This window comes from Nostoc sp. S13 (assembly GCF_029379315.1).
GTDB lineage: Bacteria > Cyanobacteriota > Cyanobacteriia > Cyanobacteriales > Nostocaceae > Nostoc.
In genome coordinates, this window is record NZ_JAQYWQ010000010.1 from 33,957 (window position 1) to 56,973 (window position 23,017).

The 23,017-nt window shown below is 43.1% G+C and carries 21 protein-coding genes; 10 read left to right on the plus strand and 11 right to left on the minus strand.

Annotated elements, in window-relative coordinates; genetic code table 11:
• Positions 1-11: 11 nt before the first annotated feature.
• Positions 12-203, minus strand: coding sequence for a CbtB-domain containing protein (locus PUQ00_RS05555; protein WP_300413956.1), 192 nt, complete (start codon positions 201-203; stop codon positions 12-14).
• A gap of 842 nt (positions 204-1,045) precedes the next feature.
• Between PUQ00_RS05555 and cofH the strand changes: the two genes are divergently transcribed.
• The 3 genes from cofH (at position 1,046) to psb27 (ending at position 3,848) form a co-directional block, all read left to right on the plus strand.
• Complete coding sequence (gene cofH, locus PUQ00_RS05560; protein WP_300413958.1) at positions 1,046-2,188, plus strand: 7,8-didemethyl-8-hydroxy-5-deazariboflavin synthase subunit CofH; 1,143 nt, start codon at positions 1,046-1,048, stop codon at positions 2,186-2,188.
• Between the two features lie 346 nt (positions 2,189-2,534).
• Positions 2,535-3,215 carry a phosphatase PAP2 family protein gene (locus PUQ00_RS05565; protein ID WP_300413959.1) on the plus strand — a complete coding sequence of 227 codons (681 nt, stop codon included), beginning with the start codon at positions 2,535-2,537 and terminating at the stop codon, positions 3,213-3,215.
• Between the two features lie 228 nt (positions 3,216-3,443).
• Positions 3,444-3,848 carry a photosystem II protein Psb27 gene (gene psb27 / locus PUQ00_RS05570; RefSeq protein ID WP_300413961.1) on the plus strand — a complete coding sequence of 135 codons (405 nt, stop codon included), beginning with the start codon at positions 3,444-3,446 and terminating at the stop codon, positions 3,846-3,848.
• Between the two features lie 240 nt (positions 3,849-4,088).
• Here the strand turns inward: psb27 and polA are convergent, their stop codons facing one another.
• On the minus strand, positions 4,089-7,031 hold the full coding sequence (gene polA / locus PUQ00_RS05575; protein ID WP_300413963.1) for a DNA polymerase I: 2,943 nt from the start codon (positions 7,029-7,031) through the stop codon (positions 4,089-4,091).
• Between the two features lie 627 nt (positions 7,032-7,658).
• Here polA and PUQ00_RS05580 point away from each other — a divergent pair.
• Entirely contained in the window at positions 7,659-8,528 is an 870-nt protein-coding gene (locus PUQ00_RS05580) for a Cof-type HAD-IIB family hydrolase (protein ID WP_300413965.1), read from the plus strand.
• 182 nt (positions 8,529-8,710) lie between these two features.
• Here PUQ00_RS05580 and PUQ00_RS05585 read toward each other — a convergent pair whose 3' ends face one another.
• Positions 8,711-9,643, minus strand: a complete 933-nt coding sequence (locus PUQ00_RS05585; protein ID WP_300413966.1) for a DALR anticodon-binding domain-containing protein — start codon at positions 9,641-9,643, stop codon at positions 8,711-8,713.
• A 313-nt stretch (positions 9,644-9,956) separates the two neighbouring features.
• Between PUQ00_RS05585 and PUQ00_RS05590 the strand changes: the two genes are divergently transcribed.
• Positions 9,957-10,676, plus strand: coding sequence for a Crp/Fnr family transcriptional regulator (locus PUQ00_RS05590; protein WP_012412419.1), 720 nt, complete (start codon positions 9,957-9,959; stop codon positions 10,674-10,676).
• A 54-nt stretch (positions 10,677-10,730) separates the two neighbouring features.
• Here the strand turns inward: PUQ00_RS05590 and PUQ00_RS05595 are convergent, their stop codons facing one another.
• The 5 genes from PUQ00_RS05595 to PUQ00_RS05615 form a co-directional block, all read right to left on the minus strand.
• A complete protein-coding gene (locus PUQ00_RS05595; protein ID WP_300413968.1) occupies positions 10,731-11,777 on the minus strand; it encodes a PstS family phosphate ABC transporter substrate-binding protein in 1,047 nt (348 codons plus the stop codon).
• Positions 11,778-12,080: 303 nt separating this feature from the next.
• On the minus strand, positions 12,081-13,478 hold the full coding sequence (locus PUQ00_RS05600) for an ABC transporter substrate-binding protein (RefSeq protein WP_300413970.1): 1,398 nt from the start codon (positions 13,476-13,478) through the stop codon (positions 12,081-12,083).
• A 65-nt stretch (positions 13,479-13,543) separates the two neighbouring features.
• The gene (locus PUQ00_RS05605; protein WP_300413972.1) at positions 13,544-14,587 is read right to left on the minus strand and encodes a phosphate ABC transporter substrate-binding protein; all 1,044 of its coding nucleotides are present in this window, start codon (positions 14,585-14,587) and stop codon (positions 13,544-13,546) included.
• 26 nt (positions 14,588-14,613) lie between these two features.
• Positions 14,614-16,014 (minus strand): serine/threonine-protein kinase, encoded by a 1,401-nt coding sequence (locus tag PUQ00_RS05610; protein ID WP_300413974.1) that lies wholly within the window; start codon positions 16,012-16,014, stop codon positions 14,614-14,616.
• A 369-nt stretch (positions 16,015-16,383) separates the two neighbouring features.
• On the minus strand, positions 16,384-17,397 hold the full coding sequence (locus tag PUQ00_RS05615) for a LysR family transcriptional regulator (RefSeq protein ID WP_300413976.1): 1,014 nt from the start codon (positions 17,395-17,397) through the stop codon (positions 16,384-16,386).
• A 212-nt stretch (positions 17,398-17,609) separates the two neighbouring features.
• On the opposite strand from PUQ00_RS05615, the gene PUQ00_RS05620 reads away from it, so the two are divergent.
• Entirely contained in the window at positions 17,610-18,326 is a 717-nt protein-coding gene (locus PUQ00_RS05620) for an NnrU family protein (protein ID WP_300413978.1), read from the plus strand.
• A gap of 428 nt (positions 18,327-18,754) precedes the next feature.
• A complete protein-coding gene (locus PUQ00_RS05625) occupies positions 18,755-19,141 on the plus strand; it encodes a thioredoxin domain-containing protein (RefSeq protein ID WP_300413980.1) in 387 nt (128 codons plus the stop codon).
• Here the strand turns inward: PUQ00_RS05625 and PUQ00_RS05630 are convergent.
• Entirely contained in the window at positions 19,133-19,297 is a 165-nt protein-coding gene (locus PUQ00_RS05630) for a hypothetical protein (RefSeq protein WP_300413982.1), read from the minus strand. The genes PUQ00_RS05625 and PUQ00_RS05630 overlap by 9 nt on opposite strands.
• 135 nt (positions 19,298-19,432) lie before the next feature.
• On the opposite strand from PUQ00_RS05630, the gene PUQ00_RS05635 reads away from it, so the two are divergent.
• From PUQ00_RS05635 to PUQ00_RS05645, 3 genes are all read left to right on the plus strand, one after another.
• Positions 19,433-21,535: an NAD(P)H-quinone oxidoreductase subunit 5 gene (locus tag PUQ00_RS05635; RefSeq protein WP_300413986.1), complete on the plus strand. Its 2,103-nt coding sequence runs from the start codon at positions 19,433-19,435 to the stop codon at positions 21,533-21,535.
• 163 nt (positions 21,536-21,698) lie between these two features.
• The gene (locus tag PUQ00_RS05640; RefSeq protein WP_300413989.1) at positions 21,699-21,929 is read left to right on the plus strand and encodes an addiction module protein; all 231 of its coding nucleotides are present in this window, start codon (positions 21,699-21,701) and stop codon (positions 21,927-21,929) included.
• On the plus strand, positions 21,926-22,222 hold the full coding sequence (locus tag PUQ00_RS05645; protein WP_300413991.1) for a type II toxin-antitoxin system RelE/ParE family toxin: 297 nt from the start codon (positions 21,926-21,928) through the stop codon (positions 22,220-22,222). The genes PUQ00_RS05640 and PUQ00_RS05645 overlap by 4 nt, the downstream gene beginning before the upstream one ends.
• A 45-nt stretch (positions 22,223-22,267) precedes the next feature.
• On the opposite strand, the gene PUQ00_RS05650 is transcribed toward PUQ00_RS05645, so the two are convergent.
• Complete coding sequence (locus PUQ00_RS05650) at positions 22,268-22,471, minus strand: hypothetical protein (RefSeq protein WP_300413993.1); 204 nt, start codon at positions 22,469-22,471, stop codon at positions 22,268-22,270.
• A 143-nt stretch (positions 22,472-22,614) separates the two neighbouring features.
• Positions 22,615-23,004, minus strand: coding sequence for a hypothetical protein (locus PUQ00_RS05655; protein WP_300413995.1), 390 nt, complete (start codon positions 23,002-23,004; stop codon positions 22,615-22,617).
• Positions 23,005-23,017 lie beyond the last annotated feature (13 nt).

The following is a 23,017-nucleotide window of genomic DNA, read 5'->3' on the forward strand; positions in this document are numbered from 1 at the left end:
GACTCAATCAACTAATGGCAACTCACCATCAGTGTGTGGTGACGCAGAGTATGAGTCGTGTCATGGATAGCGGGGTATGTAGTGAAATAAATTGTCCACAGAGTCAAAGAACACAGTGCGACATAGAGCGCTGATTGTACAGGCACTGATAGTACGCGACCGGCGACTTGTTGCTGAATCGAACTAGAAGATTGAACTGTCATTTTGTACCTCGTAGATAAAACGATATTAATGATTGATTCGGCAGGTATTCTGACTTCTACAGGGAGCAGTCAGCAGGAAATCACTGAAAACAGATGAATAAGACTCTGTATGAGCCGTACTAGCGTACTGAGCCAGCTATTTTGTTTTCATTCATGAAGATTACCTATATTAACACTGACGTAAGGTTTAGTAAAACCTATCTAAATGACAGAGGCATTACAATCTTATGTCCTAAGTGTGAGTAGTCGTGTCGCTTGCTACTCACGGACGGTGGGAGAGTTACCCTTACCTTTTTGGCTAATTTATTAACACCACCAGCAAGCGTAAATTAGTAATAAGCTGTCGCGCATTTAATTTGCACAACTAGGGCGGGCAAGATGCCTACCCCACAAGAGATTCATTTTTTTGAGGATGCAAATTAAAAGATTTTTAGCTGATCAGAGCTTTACTAAGATTCCCGCTAATCCAAAGATGTGCATTTATAACAGGACTATAGGACTCCTATTTGATTTTTGAACAAATTAAGTACTAATCGAAAAGGCTTATTCCCTACTCCCCACTCCCTATTCCCTACTCCCAGCCCACGCAAGTCAGTTCAATAATCAAAGCGGATTACTATAGCCCTTTCAAGGTGGGTAAAATTTTTGGATAATAATTCCTCTTTTCTCTGTGTTATCTGCGCCCCTGTGGTTCAATAAATAACTTTTAAACCGCAGAGGCACGGAGAAACCAGACAGGAAAGCAGAGATTTTATCAGTGACCTTGAAAGGGCTAGTCCTAGCTAGTTATTATTTCCAAGATCATACATAGAATTAAGATTTACTGAGAAATTAACAAAGTAATGCTGACAAAAATTGCTGTTGAAAAAATTCTTGAACGTGCCTTGATGGGATATGACTTATCTCCCGAAGAGGGAGTGGTGTTGTTACAACAAACTGAGCCGGAGGCGATCGCCGCAATACGTGCTACATCCGACACACTCCGTCACACTCAAGCAGGCGATACGGTTACATACATAATTAATCGTAATATCAACTTTACTAACATTTGTGAGCAGCACTGTAGTTTTTGTGCATTCCGTCGAGATGATGGTGATGCGGGTGCATACTGGTTAGATTCGGCGCAAATATTGGAAAAAGCAACAGATGCGGTACGGCGGGGTGCGACGGAAATCTGTATGCAGGGGGGATTGAATCCACAAGCGCAGATAAATGGCAAATCTTTGCTCTACTATCTCAAAGTAGTAGAAACCATCAAACAGGAATTTCCTCAGATACATTTACATGCTTTCTCTCCCCAGGAAGTGGAATTTATCGCCAGACTTGACGGACTTGAATATGCTGATGTGATTATTGCTTTGCGCGATGCTGGTGTTGGCTCAATGCCGGGAACAGCAGCTGAAGTGTTAGAGGATGAAGTTAGGCGAATACTGTGTCCAGAGAAGATTGACACAGCCACTTGGCTAGAAATTGTCAGCACCGCTCACAAATTAGGTTTGCATACCACTAGCACGATGTTATCTGGGCATATTGAAACCCACGAACAGCAAATCAAGCATTTAGAAAAATTGCGATCGCTCCAAAAAACCGCCATCAATCAGGGATATCCAGCAAAGATCACAGAGTTTATTTTATTACCCTTCGTTGGACAAGAGGCGCCCAAATCCCTACGTCGTCGTGTCGGACGCGATCAACCAATTTTGAGTGATGCACTGCTGCTAGGGGCTGTGGCGCGGATTTACTTAGGTAATTGGATTCCCAACCATCAGCAGAGTTGGGTAAAATTGGGGCTTGCTGGTGCAACTGAAGCCTTAGTTTGGGGTTGCAACGATATCGGCGGCACATTAATGGAGGAGCATATTACTACAATGGCAGGTGCTTTGGGTGGTACGTGTATGGAAGTGGAAACCTTGCAAGCTGCGATCGCTTCTTTAGGAAGACCTTATCAACAACGCAATACTCTTTATCAAAAAGTCAGGAGTTAAGAGTAGCCCTTTCAAGGTGGGTAAAAATTTTGGTCAAAAAATTCCTCCTCATAAAGTTTCCTGAAACCAGGCAATAAATTTCTGTTGCGTTTTGCTCAACTGCATTTTATTTCTCAGTATAATTCTCACGAATAAAGCTAATGTGCCTTCAAATTACATGAACTTTACGCTAAGGGACTTCCAACTAAAAAAATATGCTATCGCTGTGTAGGCAGGGGGGCAGGGCAGGGCGCAGGGAGAGAAAGAAAAATATTATCTGAGTAAATTGGATAATTTATTTTCTGGAAGTCCCTAAACCCTAATCTTATGGCGCTCAAGCCGGAATTTTTAATCACGAAATTAAAGTATGCTACGACAAGTTTCTAATTTCTGGTTGCGTTATATACATCCTCGTTTAGCTTCCTTAATTGCCACAATTGGTATTGTTGGACTGGCTAGTTCTCTGCTCATCCTTTTTGTTTTAGCAAAACTGGCTGAAGAGGTTTTGGAGCGAGAAGCTTTTGCATTTGATACTAATTTTTTGTTATGGCTGCATCAGTTTGCCAATCCAAATTTAGATAATTTAATGCTGTTGATTACAAATCTTGGTAATCCTAGTACAGTAGTTATAGTTGCAGGCGTTACTGTCTTGTTACTTTGGTGGCAACGTTACCGAGAAGAAGCGAAAGTTTTTGTAATTGCTTGCTTGGGAGGGTTAATTTTAAATACAGGGCTAAAGTTGTTTTTTTCTAAACCTCGTCCTGAACTGTGGCATCGCTTAATTTCTGAAACATCTTTTAGTTTCCCTAGTGGTCATGCACTAGGTTCTATGGTGCTTTATGGTTTTATTGCTTACGAGTTGGCAACTCACTATCCTCATTTTGCCAAAGTTATTTATAGTTTGACAGTTATTTTAATTGCTGCTATTGGTATCAGCCGCTTATATCTTGGAGTCCATTGGCCCACAGACATAATTGCAGGTTATGGAGTCGGTTTTTTGTGGCTGATGATATGTATTACGATGCTTAAATTGCAAAAATTGAGGTAGGGAAAGTTAGATAACTCTAACTTCATAAGCTCTTGGCAAAGCCTCTGGTAGAGAAGGCATCGCGATGATAATTGTCCAATCATATTTTTTAATCGCCTGATTTTTTGCTCAAGATGCTTGTAAATGAGCGCCTTTTAGTGAATGAAACAGCCCCGCTCTCCACTCAATTGATCCCCAAGATACCAATTCAAGGTAGGATGGACGTTGATTTACGTATTCATCTAATTAATGCATATGAAGCGCTATTGGTCGCGTTTGCTTGCGCTGGTTTTGGTTGTATCTATCGGCTTAATGGGCTGTTCTGGCAGTCCAGATAGTTTGACTGGGGATTATCGCCAAGACACCTTAGCTGTGGTCAATATTATGAGACAAGCTTTGGATTTATCACAAGATTCACCAGATAAAGCAGCAGTTCAAGCAGAAACACGTCAAAAAATTAATGACTTTTCATCTCGCTATCAGCGGGTTAACTCTGTTTCTGGTCTTGGCTCCTTTACAACCATGCGAACAGCCCTCAACTCCCTAGCTGGACACTACAGTTCTTACCCAAATCGTCCCGTACCCGAAAAACTCAAAAATCGTTTAGATAAAGAGTTACAGCAAGTAGAAGCAGCGCTGAAGCGTGGCGGTTAACTCTTAACTCTTGCCTACTCCATCATCAAGAGTTAATACTTTTGACTCTTGATGATTTTATCAACTTCATAAGCTGTTCCACATCTAGTTTGCATATCTAAATTTAATCAAAGTCTTGTAGGGTAGGCATCTTGCCCGCCCGCCTAATTATACAGTTTAAGTAAAGAGCCTCTATAGGCAGCGCGAATTGAAGCCTAAGCTGAATCCCCGTCACAAAACGTAATTGCGAATTGGTTTAACTTACTTCGTCTCCATCCAATTTTCACCGACACGCGCATCCACCAGCAACGGCACACTCAACTGGACTGCATTTTCCATCACCGACTTAATTTGCGGTTGTAATGCTTCCCACTCTTGAGGGGGGATTTCAAACACTAATTCATCGTGAACTTGCAACAACAAACGCGCCTGATAGTTCTTCAAAACCTCATGCAGTCTTACCATTGCAATTTTGATAATATCAGCGTTGGAACCTTGAATTGGTGCATTAGCTGCGGAGCGTAATAAACCTGCATCATAAGCACCTAAATTCTTCAATTTACTCAGATTAATATCTTCTGGGTTACTGCCTTTTAATCTACGTAAACTGTTATTAGTAAAGTCAAAGTAACGACGACGACCGAGAATAGTCTCTACATAACCAAGAGCGATCGCTTCTTTTTTGACTCGCTCCAAATATGCAAATACTTTGGGATATCTTTCATTAAACCGCTTAATGAACTCGTTGGCAATGGTCTTATCTATCCCAGTTGAGCGCGAAAACCTTAGAGAACCCATTCCATAAATCACGCCAAAATTGATAGTTTTTGCCATCCCTCGTTCTTCTGATGTGATATTTTCTTTTTCAAACACTAACCGCGCGGTAACAGTGTGAACATCTTCATTTTGCTGATATGCTTGCACTAATATCGGCTCTTGACTCAAATGAGCCAAAATCCGCAATTCAATTTGTGAATAATCAGCAGCCACCATTAACCAACCAGCTTCTGGCAAAAATGCTTTACGAATTTGGCGACTAAAAGCTGTACGAATGGGGATATTTTGCAAATTCGGATTAGAAGAAGATAACCTACCAGTTGATGTTGCTGCTTGATTAAAATCAGTATGCACTCGCTGCGTATCTGGACGCACCAATGCAGGTAATGCATCAACATAAGTAGACTTTAATTTAGATAGGGTGCGATACTCAATGATCGCCTCAACAAATCCAGTATTATCATCTTCTTGAAGTCTTTCCAATGTTGCTGCATCTGTAGAGTAGCCCGTTTGAATTTTACGAGAATGTCTAGTGCTTAACCCCAACTTTTCAAACAATATTTGGCTCAATTGCTTAGGAGAACCCAAGTTAAAATTTTCCCCAGCTATTTCAGTTGCTTCCTCTTTTAACCTGGCTAACTCAGTTTCTAAATGCTGCGAAAGTTCTTGTAAATAAGCTGAATTAATGCGGACGCCTGTGTATTCCATTTGGGCTAAAACTGCTTCTAGCGGCTGTTCCACTTCCACTAATAGCTTAGATAAAGCTGGAAAATTCTCCAGTTCCTCACGCAATTTCGGCACTAAACCAAAGGTAGAATAAGCATCCATACCGCAGTAATCTGTTACAGCGGAAATATCTATATCAGCAATGGTTTTGCCTTTAGGAACTAAATCTAAGTAACTTTTAGCTATCAATCCCAAATATCGCTGCGACAAATCCATCAAATTATGGCTAGAATCTGGATTTAGAATGTAACTTGCGAGCATGGGATCAAATACTACTCCCGCCAAATTAATTCCTTGACACTTTAGAACTAAGCGGTCAAATTTGGCATTTTGTAGAGCTTTAGGATAATCAGCACTTTCGAGAATTGGGCGTAATGCTTCTAGCGCAAAATCTTTAGGCAAATTTTCCCCAGTTTTATGCCCCAGAGGAATATAGGCTACCTCATCTGGTTTCGTTCCCCAACAGCAACCAATTCCGACTAACTCAGCATCTCTTGGTTCTAAATCGGTGGTTTCAGTGTCCCAAGCAACGGGAATCTCTGGGTTGGTGAATTTTTGCAAAAGTTTCACTAACTCAGTTAGTTTAGCTTCGGTATTGATGATGCGTGGTGTAATTGGAGAAGTAGATTGTTGTGGAACGGCTGCTGTATCACTAGCACTGAAAAACCACAAATCATTATCTTCATCAGCGTTGAATTCTGAATTATTAGAACTGGGATTAATTGCCTCTGTTTTGGCTTCTTGGTTTTCTGCAATTTTGCCACCAAAACGTTGCTGAAGGTCGTTAATTTTCCCTAAAAAAGACTTGAATTCTAACTTTTCTAAAATTGGAGATAAGACGATTGTATCAAACCCTTTTAATTTGCAATCTTCTAAATTAAGTTCTATCGGAACATCCAGAACTATAGTTGCCAAATAGCGAGACCTATCAGCGTCTTCTTTACCACTTGCTAGTTTTTTCTGAGTTGCGCCTTTAATTTCATCTAACGCAGCATAAATATGATCAAGAGAACCATAGGTATTCAGCAGCTGCACTGCTGTCTTTTCACCAATTCCCTTGACCCCAGGAATATTATCCGATTTATCACCACAAAGAGCTTTGAAATCAACAATTTGTGAAGGTAAAACGCCCATTTTTTCTTTAACTTGTTCTGCTTCAAATTCCGTGATGCTATTTGTAGAGCGCTTTAGGGCATCTGGACTAAAATTTAGAACAGTGATTTCTTTGTCAGAGTCGATCAGTTGAAATAAATCGCGATCGCCCGTGAGAATCTTCACCCTATACCCAGCAGCAGTTACTCGTTGTGCTAAGGTTCCCAAAACATCATCTGCCTCGTAACCAGGGGCAGTGAACATTGGTAAATTGAAGCCATTCAGCAACTCATGGAGGTTTGCTAAGTCGGGAATAAAGTCTTCTGGCGTTTCCGGGCGATCGGCTTTATAAGTCTCGTCAGCTTCATGGCGAAAAGTTGCCTCGCCCAAATCAAAAGCGATCGCCATTGCTTGTGGCTGTTGTGTTGCCATTACCTCCAGCAGGCACTTCACAAAACCAAAACATATACTGGTAGGAATCCCCGTTTTAGTACGCAGTCCTCCATCTCGCCCTTTGGCGAAAGCAAAGTATGAACGATAAGCGAGGGAGTGTCCATCTACGAGGATGAACGTGGGGCGTGTTGCGGTTGCGGAAGTGATTTCAGACATAGCCCTATTTTAGCCAGAAGCTTTGTCACATAGTTAGCAATTTCAGATGCTCGTTCAACTTGGCTTTGGCGACAATAGCGCATAGGACTTACGCAGAAGAGATCCCCCAACCCCCTTAAAAAGGGCAGGGCTGTTTCATTCCCTAAAAAGCTTTAAAAATCAAGGGTTATAGCAATTAAAAATTAGTTATTTTGTTACCAGCGTGCCGATAAAATGAACTATCTTACTGATATTTAAGTGCTTAAATGTTCATCTCAGGGTCACTTTTACTTACAATTTTCTCGCTAACCATCTTGACAAATCCTGTTTGAAATGGAATGAAACAGCCCTGCTTAAAAAGGGGGCTTTCAAGTTCCCCCCTTTTTAAGGGGGGTTAGGGGGGATCGAGGTTTCAAGCTTTGATTGCGTAAGTCCTGGCGCAGTTTTTGCATCCCAATTGCTCCTACACATAATTTTAGACAAAGTGATGTCTACGTATTTGTAGCTTGAGTACGGAAGCCCAAGAGAACCAACTTTTGGCAGGTATGTATAAGTACGTAAGTGAGTAGAGAACCTAATTTTTCAACTACTCCCCACTGGTCGCTAGAGCCTGTTAACCTCTAACTGGAACTTAAAATCTAGGAAATTATGCAGAAAGCATCTGCCACACATTTGGCATCTATTGATTATCAGGCTGCTGCAAAAGACATTAAACTATTAGTTTTGGATATAGATGGCACGATCGCCGGACACTCTAACACCGTCAGGACAGGTGTAAAGCAAGCTATTATTGCCGCCCAAGCACGAGGAATTCAAGTGGCGATCGCTACAGGTAGAATGTATCGTTCCGCCTTACGCTTTCACCAAGAAATCGGTTCTACCCTACCATTAATGGCTTATCAAGGAGCCTGGATTCAAGACCCGATCACCCAAAAAATTCATCGCCATTGGGCTGTTTCCAGGGAAATCGCCCACCAGCTAATCGACTATTTTGAACAGCCTGAGTTGCGATCACTCCTATCTGTCCACTTTTACATCAATGATCAGCTATACGTCCGTGAGTTAACTAGAGAAACCCAAATTTATGCAGAACGTTCTGGTGTTACACCGATTCCCGTGGGTGATTTGCGCCAAACCTTAACGAATGAACCGACAAAAATTCTTGCTTTATCTGATGACATAGAGATGATCAACCAGCTATTGGGGAATCTACGCCGCCAATACACACCTGCTGAACTTTATCTGACAACATCTGTTGCTACCTTTTTTGAAGCAACTAACGCCTCTGTGAATAAGGGAACTGCTGTACGTTACCTAGCCGAAGAATTGCTGGGATTACAGATAGCTAACGTTATGGCGATTGGCGATAATTTTAATGATCTGGAAATGCTGGAGTATGTTGGACTTGGTGTAGCTATGGGCAATGCACCAGCAGGAGTGCAGGCGATCGCGCAGTGGGTAGCTCCTAGTGTAGAGGAAGAGGGAGCAGCAGTAGCAATTGAAAAGTTTTTGCTCTAGTGAGGGCAGTTTTTCAACTTTAACCCATATAAATTCAGAAAGGACACCGACGACTGGCCGTGTTTCGTCTCGGTGCCCCTGCTGGTTCGCTCCTCACACACCTGCTAATGTAGCCGAGGTCGTGCATTGAGTCAATAGTTGTGATAAAAGTTTTTATTTTCTGGTTAAGCGACATTACCGATTCATAGCTCCAAGGGCGCAAAAACCCCCAAATTTTCCTCTAGCACATATCTTAATACTGACTGAGTAGCCATCAGCAATCCAAGTCTGGCTTGGGCTACCTCTGGTGACGTAATTTTCACTTCACCCCAAATTCGGCAATTAGACCAGAACTTTTCAAAAGCTTGGCTCAAATTCAGCCCTACTTTTTCCCATTTCACAGAACCGCTAATATCAGGGCACTTTATATTATCTACCACTTCCACTAACTCGGCAATTAGACGACGCTCATCTGGGTGATTTAGTCGCAATGTTCCATCACTGTTGAGCCAAGGTATGGGGTTGGGGGCAATAAGACTCCAAAATGCTGGACTACTATTTGGAACTGGTTCTCTAAGTTTAATCAATCCCTCTCGGTGAGCCAGCAACACTAGCGAACAGCAGCGTGCATGGGCATATTGAACAGCAAACAATGAATTGGGCATTGGGCATTGAGCATGGGGCATGGGGCATGGGGCATTGGACATGGGGTATGGGGTATGGGGCATGGGGCATGGGGCATCAATTCTCCCTTCATCTCCCTCATCTCCCCCTGAACTCCCGACTGCCACGCTTTGTAACCAAGTCGCTAACGTGGAGTCAGTCAATTCAAAATGTATCCAACCAGGGGGAACTATTTGGATGCTAAAAACGCCACCACATATCTCTGATATATCTGAGGCGATCGCACTAGCAAACTCCATAGCTTTTTGATTCTGAGATTTTGAAAGTCGCAAAGCTACACCTGAAATATAAAATAATTTACTATTATCTCTACCTTTATGTAGAGGAATTTTTTCGCCTTTTATGCGTATATTTTCACTACTGAAGGTATTAATACTTAGTAATTCTATGACGTAACTATATATTAGCTGTTTTATTGATGTATAGTTGCTAACTGGTAATTTATGATGCACGTAACTTTATTGAAATCACCATGTCAAATATATTGATTAATTTTCTGTCATCTATCTTGGGATAGAACTCTAATCTATATGAAGAAAAATGAGAGGAGGATAAAATTTAATGAATAATCGATGAATAGTAAGTAAATTTTACTACCATCATTGTACAGTAGGAAGTATAACAAAAGAGTAGAGAGTAATTTGCTTTCTATTCTTTGTATGGCTGGCGCTGTTAGGCGTTAAGCCTGCCTCGCCAACACAAAGACACTCCTTGCACCTTTTTATTTACACGTCTTTGTTTTCAGCCGATCGCTCTTTGTTACCTATGCAATCTCCATCCTCCTTTTCTGAGGCATCACGGCCTTTTTTGACTTGGCAACGCATTCTTGACTGGGCTCAAGAACACTACCGCTGCCGCACCTTTAGCAAAGATGAGCGCATTCCAGCCCGACCTGGATTGCTATATTTGGTGCAAAGGGGTGCGATCCGTATGGTAGGAACCGCCCAAGTTAGTGCGACTGCTAGTCAGCTAACGTCTCGACGAATCAACAGAACCCCAGAAGAAGCGTTCTTGGGTTTTGTGGGAGCGGGACAGCCATTTGAAATTGTTGCCCAATCACCATTCACACTCCAGGCTTACGCCCATGTTGACCAAACTGCGGTGCTGTGGATGTATTGGCACGACCTAGACAACTGGCCTCACTTCCGTCGCGAAGTTATGGATGCCTTTAGGTATCAGCACCAGCGTAAGCTGCTGTGGCTGAGTGCCTTGGGACAACGCCGCACAATTGACCGACTCTTAGGATTTCTCACATTGTTAATTGAGGAATATGGAGAGCCAGCAATGAGCGACACTGATCCTGATGTGATTCGCGGCTATTGTCTGCCCTTCCCCCTCACCCATGCCCAAATTGGTAGCGCGATTGGTTCCACTCGTGTCACCGTCACCCGCTTGATGGGCAAGCTGCGTCAACGTGGCTTAATCCTTACTCAAGGGGATAATCTCATTTGCTTGCCAGCAGAGTCGATTAATAGAGCTGGTTAAAGCACAGTTCAGAGCGGCGATTTCCGCCACTCTGTCTGAGTGCAAACCCAGGTGTCAGCGAATTTTGACAAACCCAGCTTGGGTAATCAGTTCCTGTCCCTGCTCAGTCAACAGTAAGTTGGCGTAAGCGACACCTGCTTGCTGCTCAGTCTGCCCATTCTGTTTGACCACCACAAACAGATTACGGGTAATCGGGTATTTTCCTGATTGGAAAGCCTCAATGTTCAATTTGTTTCGTTTACCAGGACATTCAGACGGGAGGACAGAAGGTTCTTGGTAGGGAGCAATATATGTCCCTTGCGTTCGCCCCAACGGCAAGGCTTTGATTGAGCATTGAGGAATCACCTCTGGGGCAGAAGCGTAATAGATACTACCAAGACTACCAGCCAATTTTTGCAAAGCTTGGGTGGTTGTGGAGATAAATTCCACATTTGAGCTGAAAGCTTGACCACCCAAAATCTCTTGGACAAAAAGTTCGACTGTACCGCCGTCAGCAATGCGGCGAGAATAGGGCTTAATTGGGATATTGGGGCCGCCCACCTGGCTCCAATTATTAATTTTGCCTGTGTAAATTGACTTTAACTGGTCTATCGTTAGTCCTGGGATGTTGAGACTGGGGTTAACTGCGACTGCCAAACCATCAATTGCTACAGGAATTTGTTTCAAACTGAACCCACGCTGCTGGGCACGGCTTAACTCCGGATCTAGAACTGGTCGAGAAGACTGAGCAAAAGCTAATTGACCGTCTATCAGCGACTGGATACCAGTACCAGAACCAGGAGATGCATTGCTGGGTTCTACATAACGCAGCCGTAACTCTGGTCGCGCCGCTTGAATTGCTGGATCAACTACTAGTCGAATTGGCGCCCAAGATGTACTGCCTCCATAATTGAATAATCCTGTAGGAACATCCTTTACTGAAGTGAAAGTCCTACCACTAGCTTGTTCTGATCCGGTTTGAGGCGTTTTGCTGCTACCAGAATTAATTGTATTTAGCTCAAGACCAGACTTTCTGCTGAACCACCAAAAACCGCCAGCTATTAGCCCAAGCGTGATTAGGATGGATAAGACAAGAATAGGTATTTCATTTTTTTGGGACATAGTAAATTACCGACGCATCCATTCAATATAAGTGCTTAACTTGACAAGTGCTTGCTACTTGAGATTGTATTTGGAGACGGGTGTTTTATTTACGAATCCCTGACAAATCCTCACTTGTGACTACTTTTGAAACCAAGGGATAACAAATTTCCCCTGGATTATTCGTTTCTTCTCTCAAGGCTTGATTGCTGGTGAGGATAAGTTGCTAGTTGACACTAAGATTTTTCCCCATAAAGCTCAATTTCCCATGTTGAGAGTTTTTCCAGGTTAACTATTGGTTAATTTTTAATTTTTAATTGGTGATTATCGCACTGGTTCAAAGTCATAACCAGTGCGGGAGCGAGAACCAGGAACGATTTTCACAAGTTGGACTGGCGCATTGCGATCGCCTGATGCTAAAAATCGAATTGTACCAGAAGCACCGATGGCAGAAAAGTCAGAGGAGGCTAATGCTTCTTGGACTCCCAATCGTGTGGGATTGCGTTTTAATGCCTCAATCAAGGCGACAGTAGCATCATAGCTGAGGGCGCTTCGCCAACTCACGTCACCGCCCCATAACTGCCGAGATTTCTGGGGAAAATCGGACTTGGGATCGCTATCAATATGCCAGGGAACTGCCAATACCATCCCCACAGCTTGTTCTCTGCCAATTTCTAAAGTTTTAGCGGTGTAAACATCATCTCCCGCCAGCAGAATTAACTTTTTCTGGTTAATCTGAATTACTTGCAGCGCTTTATCCAGAGTTTCAGTGTTAGCAGCTAACATCAACACTTCTGCACCTTGCTTAGTTGCTTGTTCTAGGCTTTTAGCGGCACTAAAATCCACCTTGGATAAGTCAAATTCGCTCGATACCTGTCCACCTTCTAGGGAAACAGATGAAACAAACTCAGACTTTAAAGACTGGCTATAGTTACTCTGAGAATTAAAGAAAACTGCTGCATTTTTTTTCTGCAAGGTTTTCGCCATGTAGTTGGCTAAACTTCTAGCAGCCATAAAATCACTAGGAACCGTGCGAAAAACGTAGCGGCTAAAGTTAGAAATCTTTACAGATGTGCTGGTAGGAGATACGGCTACAAGTTGTCCAGAAGTATAAATAGTACCTGCGGCTAAAGTGGAATCGCTAGTATTGGGCCCAACTACACCTAATACTTCTGGATTGCTGACTAGGCTGGAAGCGATTTGCTTGGCTATTTCTGGATTGTCGTCGTCATTAGCTATCCCTACCTTCAACGGCACTCCCTTGACTCCTCCAGAGCTATTAACTTGATTTTGGGCTTGGGCGATGCCACGTAAAATTTCTAAAGCAGCATTGGGGTCAGTGCCTATTGGTACAGAAGCTACAATGGTGTAGCTTTTGGAACCGATACGAGCATTGTTAAGAAAGATTAATGCTTCTGGATCGTTTCGGTTGAGTTTTAGAGCAGCTGTGAAATTAGCGATCGCTTGATCATAACTTTTCGCAGCGATCGCCTGTACTCCTTCTTTTTTGGCGGGAGAAATCTCACCTGAAGTCAAAGTTTTTTCCCCAAAACTAATCCTGTCTTTAAGAGATGAATTACTGCCTGTTTGCTGATTTGGAATAATGTTATTACTAATTTTGACCCCAGAGCGATTAGTAAACCACCAAAAACCACCACCAACTATTCCAACTGTCAGCAACAAGGCCAAGGCTAAAACTGTGGTTTCATTCTTTTGTGACATGAACAATTTTTAATAAAGTAAAAATGTTTATTATTTGATTATTTTGCTAAATCTAACCGCTTTGATCATTTAATTCTGACAAATCCAGCCTTTTCGATCAGTTCTTGACCTTGAGGTGTCAGCAGCCAATTTGCATAAGCTTCCCCAGCTTGCTGATCTGTTTGACCATTCTGTTTAACGATTACAAATAAATTGCGGGTAATTGCATAGTCCCCACTACGAAACGCCTGAGTATTCAACTGATTACGCTTAGTGGGGCATTCAGATGGAGGTACAAAGGGTTCTTGGTAGGGAGGCACAAATTGACCGCTTGTGCGCCCTAGTGGTAGGGATTTAATCGTACATTGGGGTACAATCTCTGGAGCAGAAGCATAGTAAATTCCGCCAGGACTTGCAGCTACTTTTTGTACTGCTTCAGTGGTTGTGCCAATATAAGTAACATTGGCCCCAAAATTCTCTTTATTTAGAACATTTTCGAGAAAGAATTCCACTGTACCCCCAGCTTCTTTGCTCCGAGAGTAGACTGTAATTGGTAAATTTGGCCCACCCACCTGTTGCCAATTAGTAATTTTACCTGTGTAGATATCTTTGAGTTGGGCGACAGTTAAACCAGGGATGTTGAGATTGAGGTTAACTGCGATCGCAATACCATCAATCGCCACCGGAATTTCTTTCAAACTAAATTCTTTTTGTTTAGCTTCTGTATTTTCTTCGGCTTTAACTGAGCGAGAAGATTGAGAAAAAACTAGTTGATTATCTATCAACATCCGAATACCAGTTCCAGATCCTGCTTGACCTAATGAAGGTTGAGTGTAGCGTAAAATAAACCGAGGGCAGAGGTTTTCTAGTACGGAGTCTACCTCTTTACGGATGGGTGCCCAGGTTGTACTACCACCATAGTTGAATGTCCCCTCTGGGAGGTTTGACACGTTACATTTGTTGACAAACTGGTTTAGGGGATTACCTGTGTTGCCAGTTTCCGAAGGTTTAGTAACAGTTCCACTTAATTGCGCCCACCTTTCCATAAAAAACCATAGACCACCAAAAATTAAACCAATGGTGATGACGACGGCTAAGAAAAGGCTAAGTGTTTCGTTTTTCTGAGACATAAGTGGCTGTTAGCAGCAGGAGTTTTTTAAAGTAAGATAGATAATAATTTATAAATAAGTCGAAATACGGCTGTTAATGAAATGGCTACTAAGGCTGCTGCAACTGCTAAAATAACTACCTCCTGAATGCCAAGAACCCCCCGTAAAAAGGGGAGAAAAAAAATAATTGCAAAACTAATTGTCGGAATAATTAATAAATCGAACTTTTCAATCCACCGCCTGGTTTGGGCAAATATCAGTATCCCCAAAATCACACATGCAACAGTGAAAGTAGGTATTAGTGATTTTACTAGACTGAAGAGAGCGATCACTATTAATGCACCCTCAAATCCACTAAATGCCGCTCCAGCTAATAATTCCACTGTAGAAAACGCTGGTTGAGTTGGTGAACGGCGGGGGACGACGGGACTAGAACCTTTGGGTGGTTGTGGCGGAAGTGTTAGAGAAGGCGAATTAAGTTGTGTAGGGGCTTGAGCCTGTGAGTTAAGTGCATGTAGAACCTCCTGGGCTGATTGGAAGCGCTGATTAGCAGCAGGTAGCAACATCTTGTCTAAAATGTCAGCAAGGCGAGGGTTGATATTCACTTGCGATCGCCATTTCCACTGGTTGCTATAGGCATCAAATAGTTGAACTGCTTCCTGATTTGTCAACAAAGTAATAAGAGTTACAGCCAACGCGTATAAGTCTGTAGATGGGAATACTTGACCGCCAGCCATCTGCTCAGGTGGTGCAAATCCCATAGAATAAATTCCTGTGGAAGATACAGCAGAACCAAGTGCAGCGTTTGTTACTTGCTTAACTGCGCCAAAGTCTAGTAAAAAGAGTTTACCATCACGACGGCGCATGATGTTAGAAGGTTTGATATCTCTGTGGATAATGCCTCTGTCATGGACAAACTCTAGTACCTTGAGGATTTCTTGCAGCACCTCCAACACTTGCTGTTCAGAGAATTTGCCATTTTGAACTAATTCTTCCTCTAAGTTTTGCCCATTAATGTATTCTTGTGCCAAGTAAAAAAATTGGTCTTGCTGTCCTGGTTGCAAGCTATTAACTATCACTGGAAAGAAGGCAAACAAGTCAGGAATTTGCTCATGATCGTTACCAAGTTGTGCTAAAACTTCTGCCTCTCTCTCAAACATCACCTGTGCTTGTTGCAATTGAGTTGAGCTTAAATTTCCTGCTGGTTGAAACTGCTTAACTACGCATTGACGCATTCCTGGTATTCGGCGATCGCGTGCCAAAAAGGCAGCTCCAAACCCACCCCTTCCTAGCAGCTTCGTTGTCACGTATCGGCCATCTAGCATCAGTGGCATACCACAGGTAGTACAATACTTTTGCTGCATTGTTTTCAGCGTCGTAATATCATCTAAATCGCCGAAATAGTTTTGTGGGCGTGGACAACGTGGACGAGTGCAGTAAACTTCCATTTTCGTAAATAGTCACAATAATTCGTAATTGATCATGACGCTCTCTATGTTGGGGCAGCGTGTCGAAGACAGACGCTCTTGCTAGCTTGCTTATTTGCAGGAGTATGGGGACTCGCTTTGTGTGACGCTAACGTAATTCGTAATTAGTTCATTGAGGTTACATAGAAACTAAATTTCTTGATCAAGAACAGGAAACTTTACTTTTTTCCTGCTGTCAAACCCGTGGCTTGCCTACGGCACCCGGCACGAACAGCGATGGGTTAATAATTACGAATTACCTTAGCGCCACGGAAAGCGAGTCATCGAGCGTCATTACGAATTATTTGCTCATTGGTCATTTACAAAAAACAAAAGACAAATAACTTGATTTTAGGTTTCGCCGGATGAGATGGCCGTAGCTCCATCCAAGGTAGTTACCACTATACTTTTTTGTGCCAATATTAACACATCTTGATTCCATCCAGGGTTAGCAAACTGGGGCAAAATTTCCCGACTAAAAGCTTCTGCGGCCTTGGATCTATAACGATTAGGATTAAAAATCAGCCACAGTGTCCGTTTGACAACAACGCCTTCAATGTTGGCACAGTGCAGAACACCCATTTGTAACTCTTTAGCGATCGCGCTAGTTGAAACAAAGGCAGCCCCCAAACCAGATTGCACAGCATTTTTAATTGCTTCAATGGAATTCAATTCCATTTCAACCTTAAAACGCCTTGTATCAATTTCACAGCGTGCTAGCACTTGGTCAATTACTTTGCGGATAGTCGATTGGGAATCTAGAGCAATGAATTGTAATTTATATAGGTCTTCTTTGTGGATTTTTTCAAGTTTGGCAAAGGGATGAAAGACAGGTAGAATCAGCGCTAGTTCGTCTTCAGCGTAAGGAAGAACTTCTAAAGATTCTGATAGTTCACCGGGAATTTCACCGCCAATAATCGCCAGATCAACTTGTCCGTTAGCCACACTCCAAGCAGTTCGCCTAGTGGAGTGGACGTGTAATTGCACTGCCACATCGGGATATTTTTGTCGAAACATACCGATCATTCTGGGTAAAAGATAAGTGCCGGTAGTTTGAGAAGCACCGACAATCAAAGTACCGCCTTGGAGATTTTGTAAATCCTCGATCGCGCGGCAGGTTTCCTGACACAGACTGAGGATTTTTTCACCGTAGCTGAGGAGTAGATGCCCTGCTTCGGTTAATTGGGCGCGTCGTCCTCCACGGTCGAATAAGGGGACATCTAGCTGCCGTTCCAGATTTTGGACTTGCAAGCTCACGGCAGGTTGGGAGACGTAAAGACTATCAGCGGCACGCTTGAAGCTTCCTTCTTGGGCGATCGCTTTCAGAATACGTAACTGATCTAAAGTGAAAGGAAGGTCAGACATAAGGCTCAAACCACAAACTTTAAAAGGAGCGGATGCACACAACAAATTAGCTTTGGCAGTAATCAGCCAGTGATGATTTGTTGCATATTAAACTTGAAGGCTTGACTCGAAAAAGACATTAGCACAACATCTCGACTAAAGTCTCCTTTTGAATACTTTGTGGTATTGGTTGTACTGAGTTCAATTTTCTTTAAATTATTTCACCCGTGTATATGCTGCTGATTTCTTGGTTGACACCTAGTCATTTTGTCATACTGGGGTTACAAATAGCTTTTGCGATCGCTCACAGTGGAGGCGCTGCTTTACGCCCTTGGGCAGAAAAATACATTGGGCCAAGGCTTTATCGCATTCTGTTTGCATTAGTTAGCATCCTGTTGGCTGTGATATTAATTATTTACTTTTTTGGGCATCGCTATGATGGTTTGCAACTTTGGCAGGTACAAGGGGTGCTAGGAGTGCGAGAATTTGTTTGGCTGCTGTCAGCGATCTCGTTTTTGTTTTTATATCCTGCTACCTTCAATCTACTAGAAATTGCTGCTATTCAAAAGCCCCAAGTTCATCTTTACGAAACAGGAATTATTCGGATTACCCGTCATCCCCAGATGGTGGGACAAATCATTTGGTGTGTTGCCCATACTCTGTGGCTAGGTACTACATTTACCCTTGTGACTTCCATTGGATTGGTGTTGCATCACTTGTTTGGGGTTTGGCACGGGGATCGCCGCCTCTTGCATCGCTATGGGGAAGCCTTTGAAATTGCCAAACAACGGACTTCAATTATTCCCTTCAAAGCAATTATCGACGGACGTCAATCTATCAAATGGCAGGAATTTCTCCGCCCTGCCTATTTGGGAGTTGCGATTTTTATCGCTTTGCTTTGGTGGTCGCACCCTCTGTTGCTGGAAGCAACTAGTAGTATAGGATGGTAAATTTAGTTGATCCCCAGTGTCAGCAGAAAATCCCAAATAAATGACAATTTCAGCTTATCAATTGCCCCCAAATCAATGTAGGATAAGTTCAAACATCTATTTAGTGGAGGTCTGTTCAGTCAGCTTAAGATTTTATATTGGTAGTTGTTGGTCAATTGCTTTTCGTTGGGAGTAAGTGGCAGATTCAGTCAAATTCCCAGGTAAAGACGGCAATTAGGAGTTTAACATCCCAAAAAAGCCACCGTGAAAGTCGCGCTGGCTTTTTTATCAGAGACACATCAAGGCGCTCAATTTTTGCTTAATTAATTATTCTGTGTCCTGAGATTTGGTTCCTGAAAGCATTCATACGGCAGTTACTGGCTTGCCAATGCTTCAGTTCATTGCTGATCGGTAGTTTAATATAAAAACCTTATAATCCAAGAGGTGTCATGGTGTTGTCGGTTAGTGAGCGGACATTTACTCAAGAAGTTTTAGAATCTCCTATTCCTGTTTTAGTTAATTTTGAAGCACCTTGGTGTGGCTTGTGTCGGATTATCCACCCACTTCTGTTACAATTTCAAGCCCAATGCGGGGAGGAAATTAAATTAGTTGGGGTTAACGCCGATCAAAATTTTAAATTGTCTACTACTTATAGGCTAAAATCACTACCCACTTTACTATTGATTGAAAATGGCACTATTCGCCATCGCTTGGAAAGCTTTCGCGGCAGAGAAGATTTACGTCTAGCTTTAGAAGAGATTAAAGCCAGCTACAGCAGTTGCCCCAAAATCTACAAAAGTTCAAAAACAGTTGACTTAGAGTATCGGTCAGCCTGATAGGTATTGGCATGGGGCATGGGGCATGGGGCATGGGACATGGGGCATGGGGCATGGGGCAATTATAATAAGCGTTGTCGTTGGCGCAGCCTCTCGTAGAGAAGTACGGGGCATGGGGCATAGGAAAAATGACCAATGACAAATGACCAATGACAAATGACCAAATCTAAAACCATGCTTAACACCCCACCCAATCAGCCTTGGGTGGGTTATTTTATCCTAAAGGGTGTGTGTCACAATTATTAACAGTTCCGACACGCTAATCAAGAATTCTAAAAGTAGGCGTCAGTGATGGAAGTAATCTATCAGTATGCCTGGCTGATTCCGGTGTTCCCTCTTTTTGGGGCAATGCTGGTCGGTCTAGGGTTAATCTCGTTGAATCAGGTGACAAACCGCCTACGGCAGCTTAACGCTGTGGTCATTATCTCCCTAATGGGAGCAGCTATGGGGCTGTCGTTTGCCTTGCTATGGAGTCAAATTCAAGGACATGCGACTTATATCCGCACCTTGGAGTGGGCAGCAGCAGGTAATTTTCACCTGAACATGGGCTACACTATTGACCACCTGACAGCCCTAATGCTGGTGATTGTGACAACGGTAGCCTTCTTAGTGATGGTTTACACCGATGGCTACATGGCTCACGATCCCGGTTACGTGCGGTTTTATGCTTATCTGAGTTTGTTTGGCTCTTCAATGTTAGGTCTGGTACTCAGCCCCAACCTAGTACAGATTTATATATTCTGGGAATTGGTGGGAATGTGTTCTTACTTGCTGGTCGGCTTTTGGTACGATCGCAAGTCAGCAGCCGATGCCGCTCAAAAAGCATTTGTGACCAACCGCGTGGGCGACTTTGGTTTGTTACTCGGCATTTTGGGGCTGTTCTGGGCAACGGGAAGCTTTGATTTTAATGTCATGGGCGATCGCCTAGCCCAACTCGTACAATCAGGTTCTATCAGCAATTTTCTCGCTGTCCTGTTTGCGATTTTAGTTTTCTTAGGGCCAGTGGCTAAATCTGCCCAATTCCCCCTCCATGTCTGGCTACCAGATGCAATGGAAGGCCCCACCCCCATTTCTGCCTTAATCCATGCAGCAACAATGGTGGCAGCAGGTGTTTTCCTGATTGCCCGAATGTACCCAGTATTTGAACACGTTCCAGCAGCAATGAGCGTGATTGCCTTTACTGGGGCGTTTACCGCGTTTTTGGGGGCAACCATCGCCATTACCCAAAATGATATTAAGAAGGGCTTGGCTTACTCCACCATTTCCCAACTCGGTTACATGGTGATGGCAATGGGAATAGGTGCTTACAGTGCTGGTCTATTCCACCTGATGACCCACGCCTATTTTAAGGCGATGCTGTTCTTGGGTTCAGGTTCAGTAATTCACGGCATGGAAGGTGTCGTCGGTCACGACCCCGCCTTAGCACAAGATATGCGACTGATGGGTAGTCTACGGAAGTATATGCCGATCACCGCAATTACCTTCTTGATTGGTTGCTTGGCAATTTCTGGTATTCCGCCCTTTGCTGGTTTCTGGTCAAAAGATGAAATTCTAGGGAAGGCTTTTGAGGCTAACCCACTCCTCTGGTTGATTGGCTGGCTAACTGCCGGGATTACGGCTTTCTATATGTTTAGAATGTATTTCTCGACATTTGAAGGCGAATTCCGGGGTAATAACGAGAAAATCAAGCAAAAACTCAAGAAGGCGGCGGCGACAATCGTCCTGGAATTAGAGTCAGCAGAACCAGCCCCGAATTTTGGGCCTGGGGCAATGAAAAAAGGAGAATTGGCGGCAACTGGTGAACACCATGATTCCCATGACTCCCACGAGCATCATAGCGATTCTCCTCATGAGTCGCCGTGGACAATGACTCTGCCGTTGGCACTGTTGGCTGTGCCTTCGATTTTGATTGGTTTGCTAGGAACTCCCTACGCGAATTATTTTGAAGAATTTATCTTTCCTCCTAGTGAAACTCTCACCGAAGTTCTAGAAAAGGCTTCCGAATTCAATCCGACGGAATTCTACATCATGGCAGGTGCCTCAGTGGGAATTTCTTTGATTGCAATTACTTTAGCTTCGCTGATGTATTTGCAAGGGAAAATTGACCCGGCGGCGATCGCTGCTAAAATCAAACCACTTTACGAGTTATCTCTCAACAAGTGGTACTTTGATGACATTTACCATCGGGTTTTTGTTCTCGGCTTGCGTCGCCTAGCTAGACAAGTTATGGAAGTTGACTTCCGCGTTGTCGATGGTGCTGTTAACCTCACAGGCTTTTTTACCCTTGTCAGTGGTGAAGGTCTGAAGTACCTAGAAAATGGTCGCGCTCAATTCTATGCCTTGATTGTATTTGGGGCTGTTTTGGGCTTAGTGATTGTTTTTGGTGTTACCTGATTTTAATAGGGGTGGGCGATCGTCCGCCCCTAAGTTTTTTAAGAGTCTAATTTAGACTCCTTTTTTTAGCTTGAATTCCTCAGCAGTGTTAACTGTTGAGGTTTTATGGTTTGTACTTCCAGTAAAATAAGAGGTAGTGTACTAGAGAGTTTAGGTACTTACTATGACCCTTGAACAGCTTGAAGCCGAAGTTCTTGCACTTCCAAAAGATTCTCAAGTGATTTTATTAGCAAGATTACTGGAAAGATTGGGTCAAGAAAGTGGAATAGATCAAGAAATTGCGGTTAGTTGGGCTGAAGAAGCCCAGAAGCGTGATGAAGATATGAACACCAATCAAATTACTGGTATTCCGGCTGAAGAATTGTTTCAACGAGTTCGTGCATCTTTACAATGAAAAGAATTGTATTTCATCCATTGGCAGAGCAAGAACTGGTTGATGTCGCAAGTTATTACGAGGAACAAAATCAGGGGCTAGGGCTAGATTACTTGACAGAAGTAGAAGGTGCAATCAATCTCCTTATGCGTTATCCTGCTGCTGGTGTGGTAGTTCGAGGATTTGTTCGTCGGCTGATTCTGCCTAAATTTCCTTATTCACTCCTATACCGTGTTGTTGATGATAATTTAATTCGTATTCTAGCCATAGCACATCACAAACGTAAGCCTGTGTACTGGATTGGTCGAGAATAGAATTCAGAAATCAATTAGTAGGGGATTTAAACCCCCTAAATTTTGTTAAATATTCAAGTCTTCTTTTACATCATCTGGCGGTTCAAACATAATCTCAAAACCTCCATTGGGAATAGTTCGACGGAAAAATCTTAAATGGTCGTCTGCATCTTGGCGGTTAGCAAAACGGGCGATAGTGTGAGATTGGGTAATCACTACAGTTTTTACTATTACCCAAGGATGATTTTGGGCAATAACTGGTTTTATCATGGTGAATGTCTCCTTTTGTTAGGGAGCCAAGAGCCAGCAGGAAGCCTCGGAAACTTATTTGCTGGCTTTTGACAGATTTGTAATTTTGTTGCAGGGTTGCTGTAAGTATGAGTGTGTTTTCATCGCTTCTAAACACTCTCATCTCATAGATTTTGGGGTAAAAGCTGAGTTGCATCATGGTCGTGCAGTCCTGGAACAACTAGCCATAGCCACATCCGGCACTTGAACAACCGCAGTGATAGTAGTTCTTCAGGGAATTTTTGATTTCTGTTACCTTGCCAGTGTCCAAGGTGTGCAAGTTGTTGTTTGGCGCAGGTTGGGCAGAGGTCGCCTGGTTTTCCTTTGTCGATGGTGTAGTTTGAGTCTTCAGGATTGAGGGATTTAATTCCAGGAAAGCGCCCTGCTTGGGAATGGGGGCAGGCTTTGCCGTCGAGTTCTGCGGGGATGATGCCAGTGCAAATTAGGTTGTCAGGGTATACGTTGCCGTCGGGGGAGAGGAAGAGGGCTTTGGGTTCGGTGTTTTGAATATTCATTTTACAATGTAGA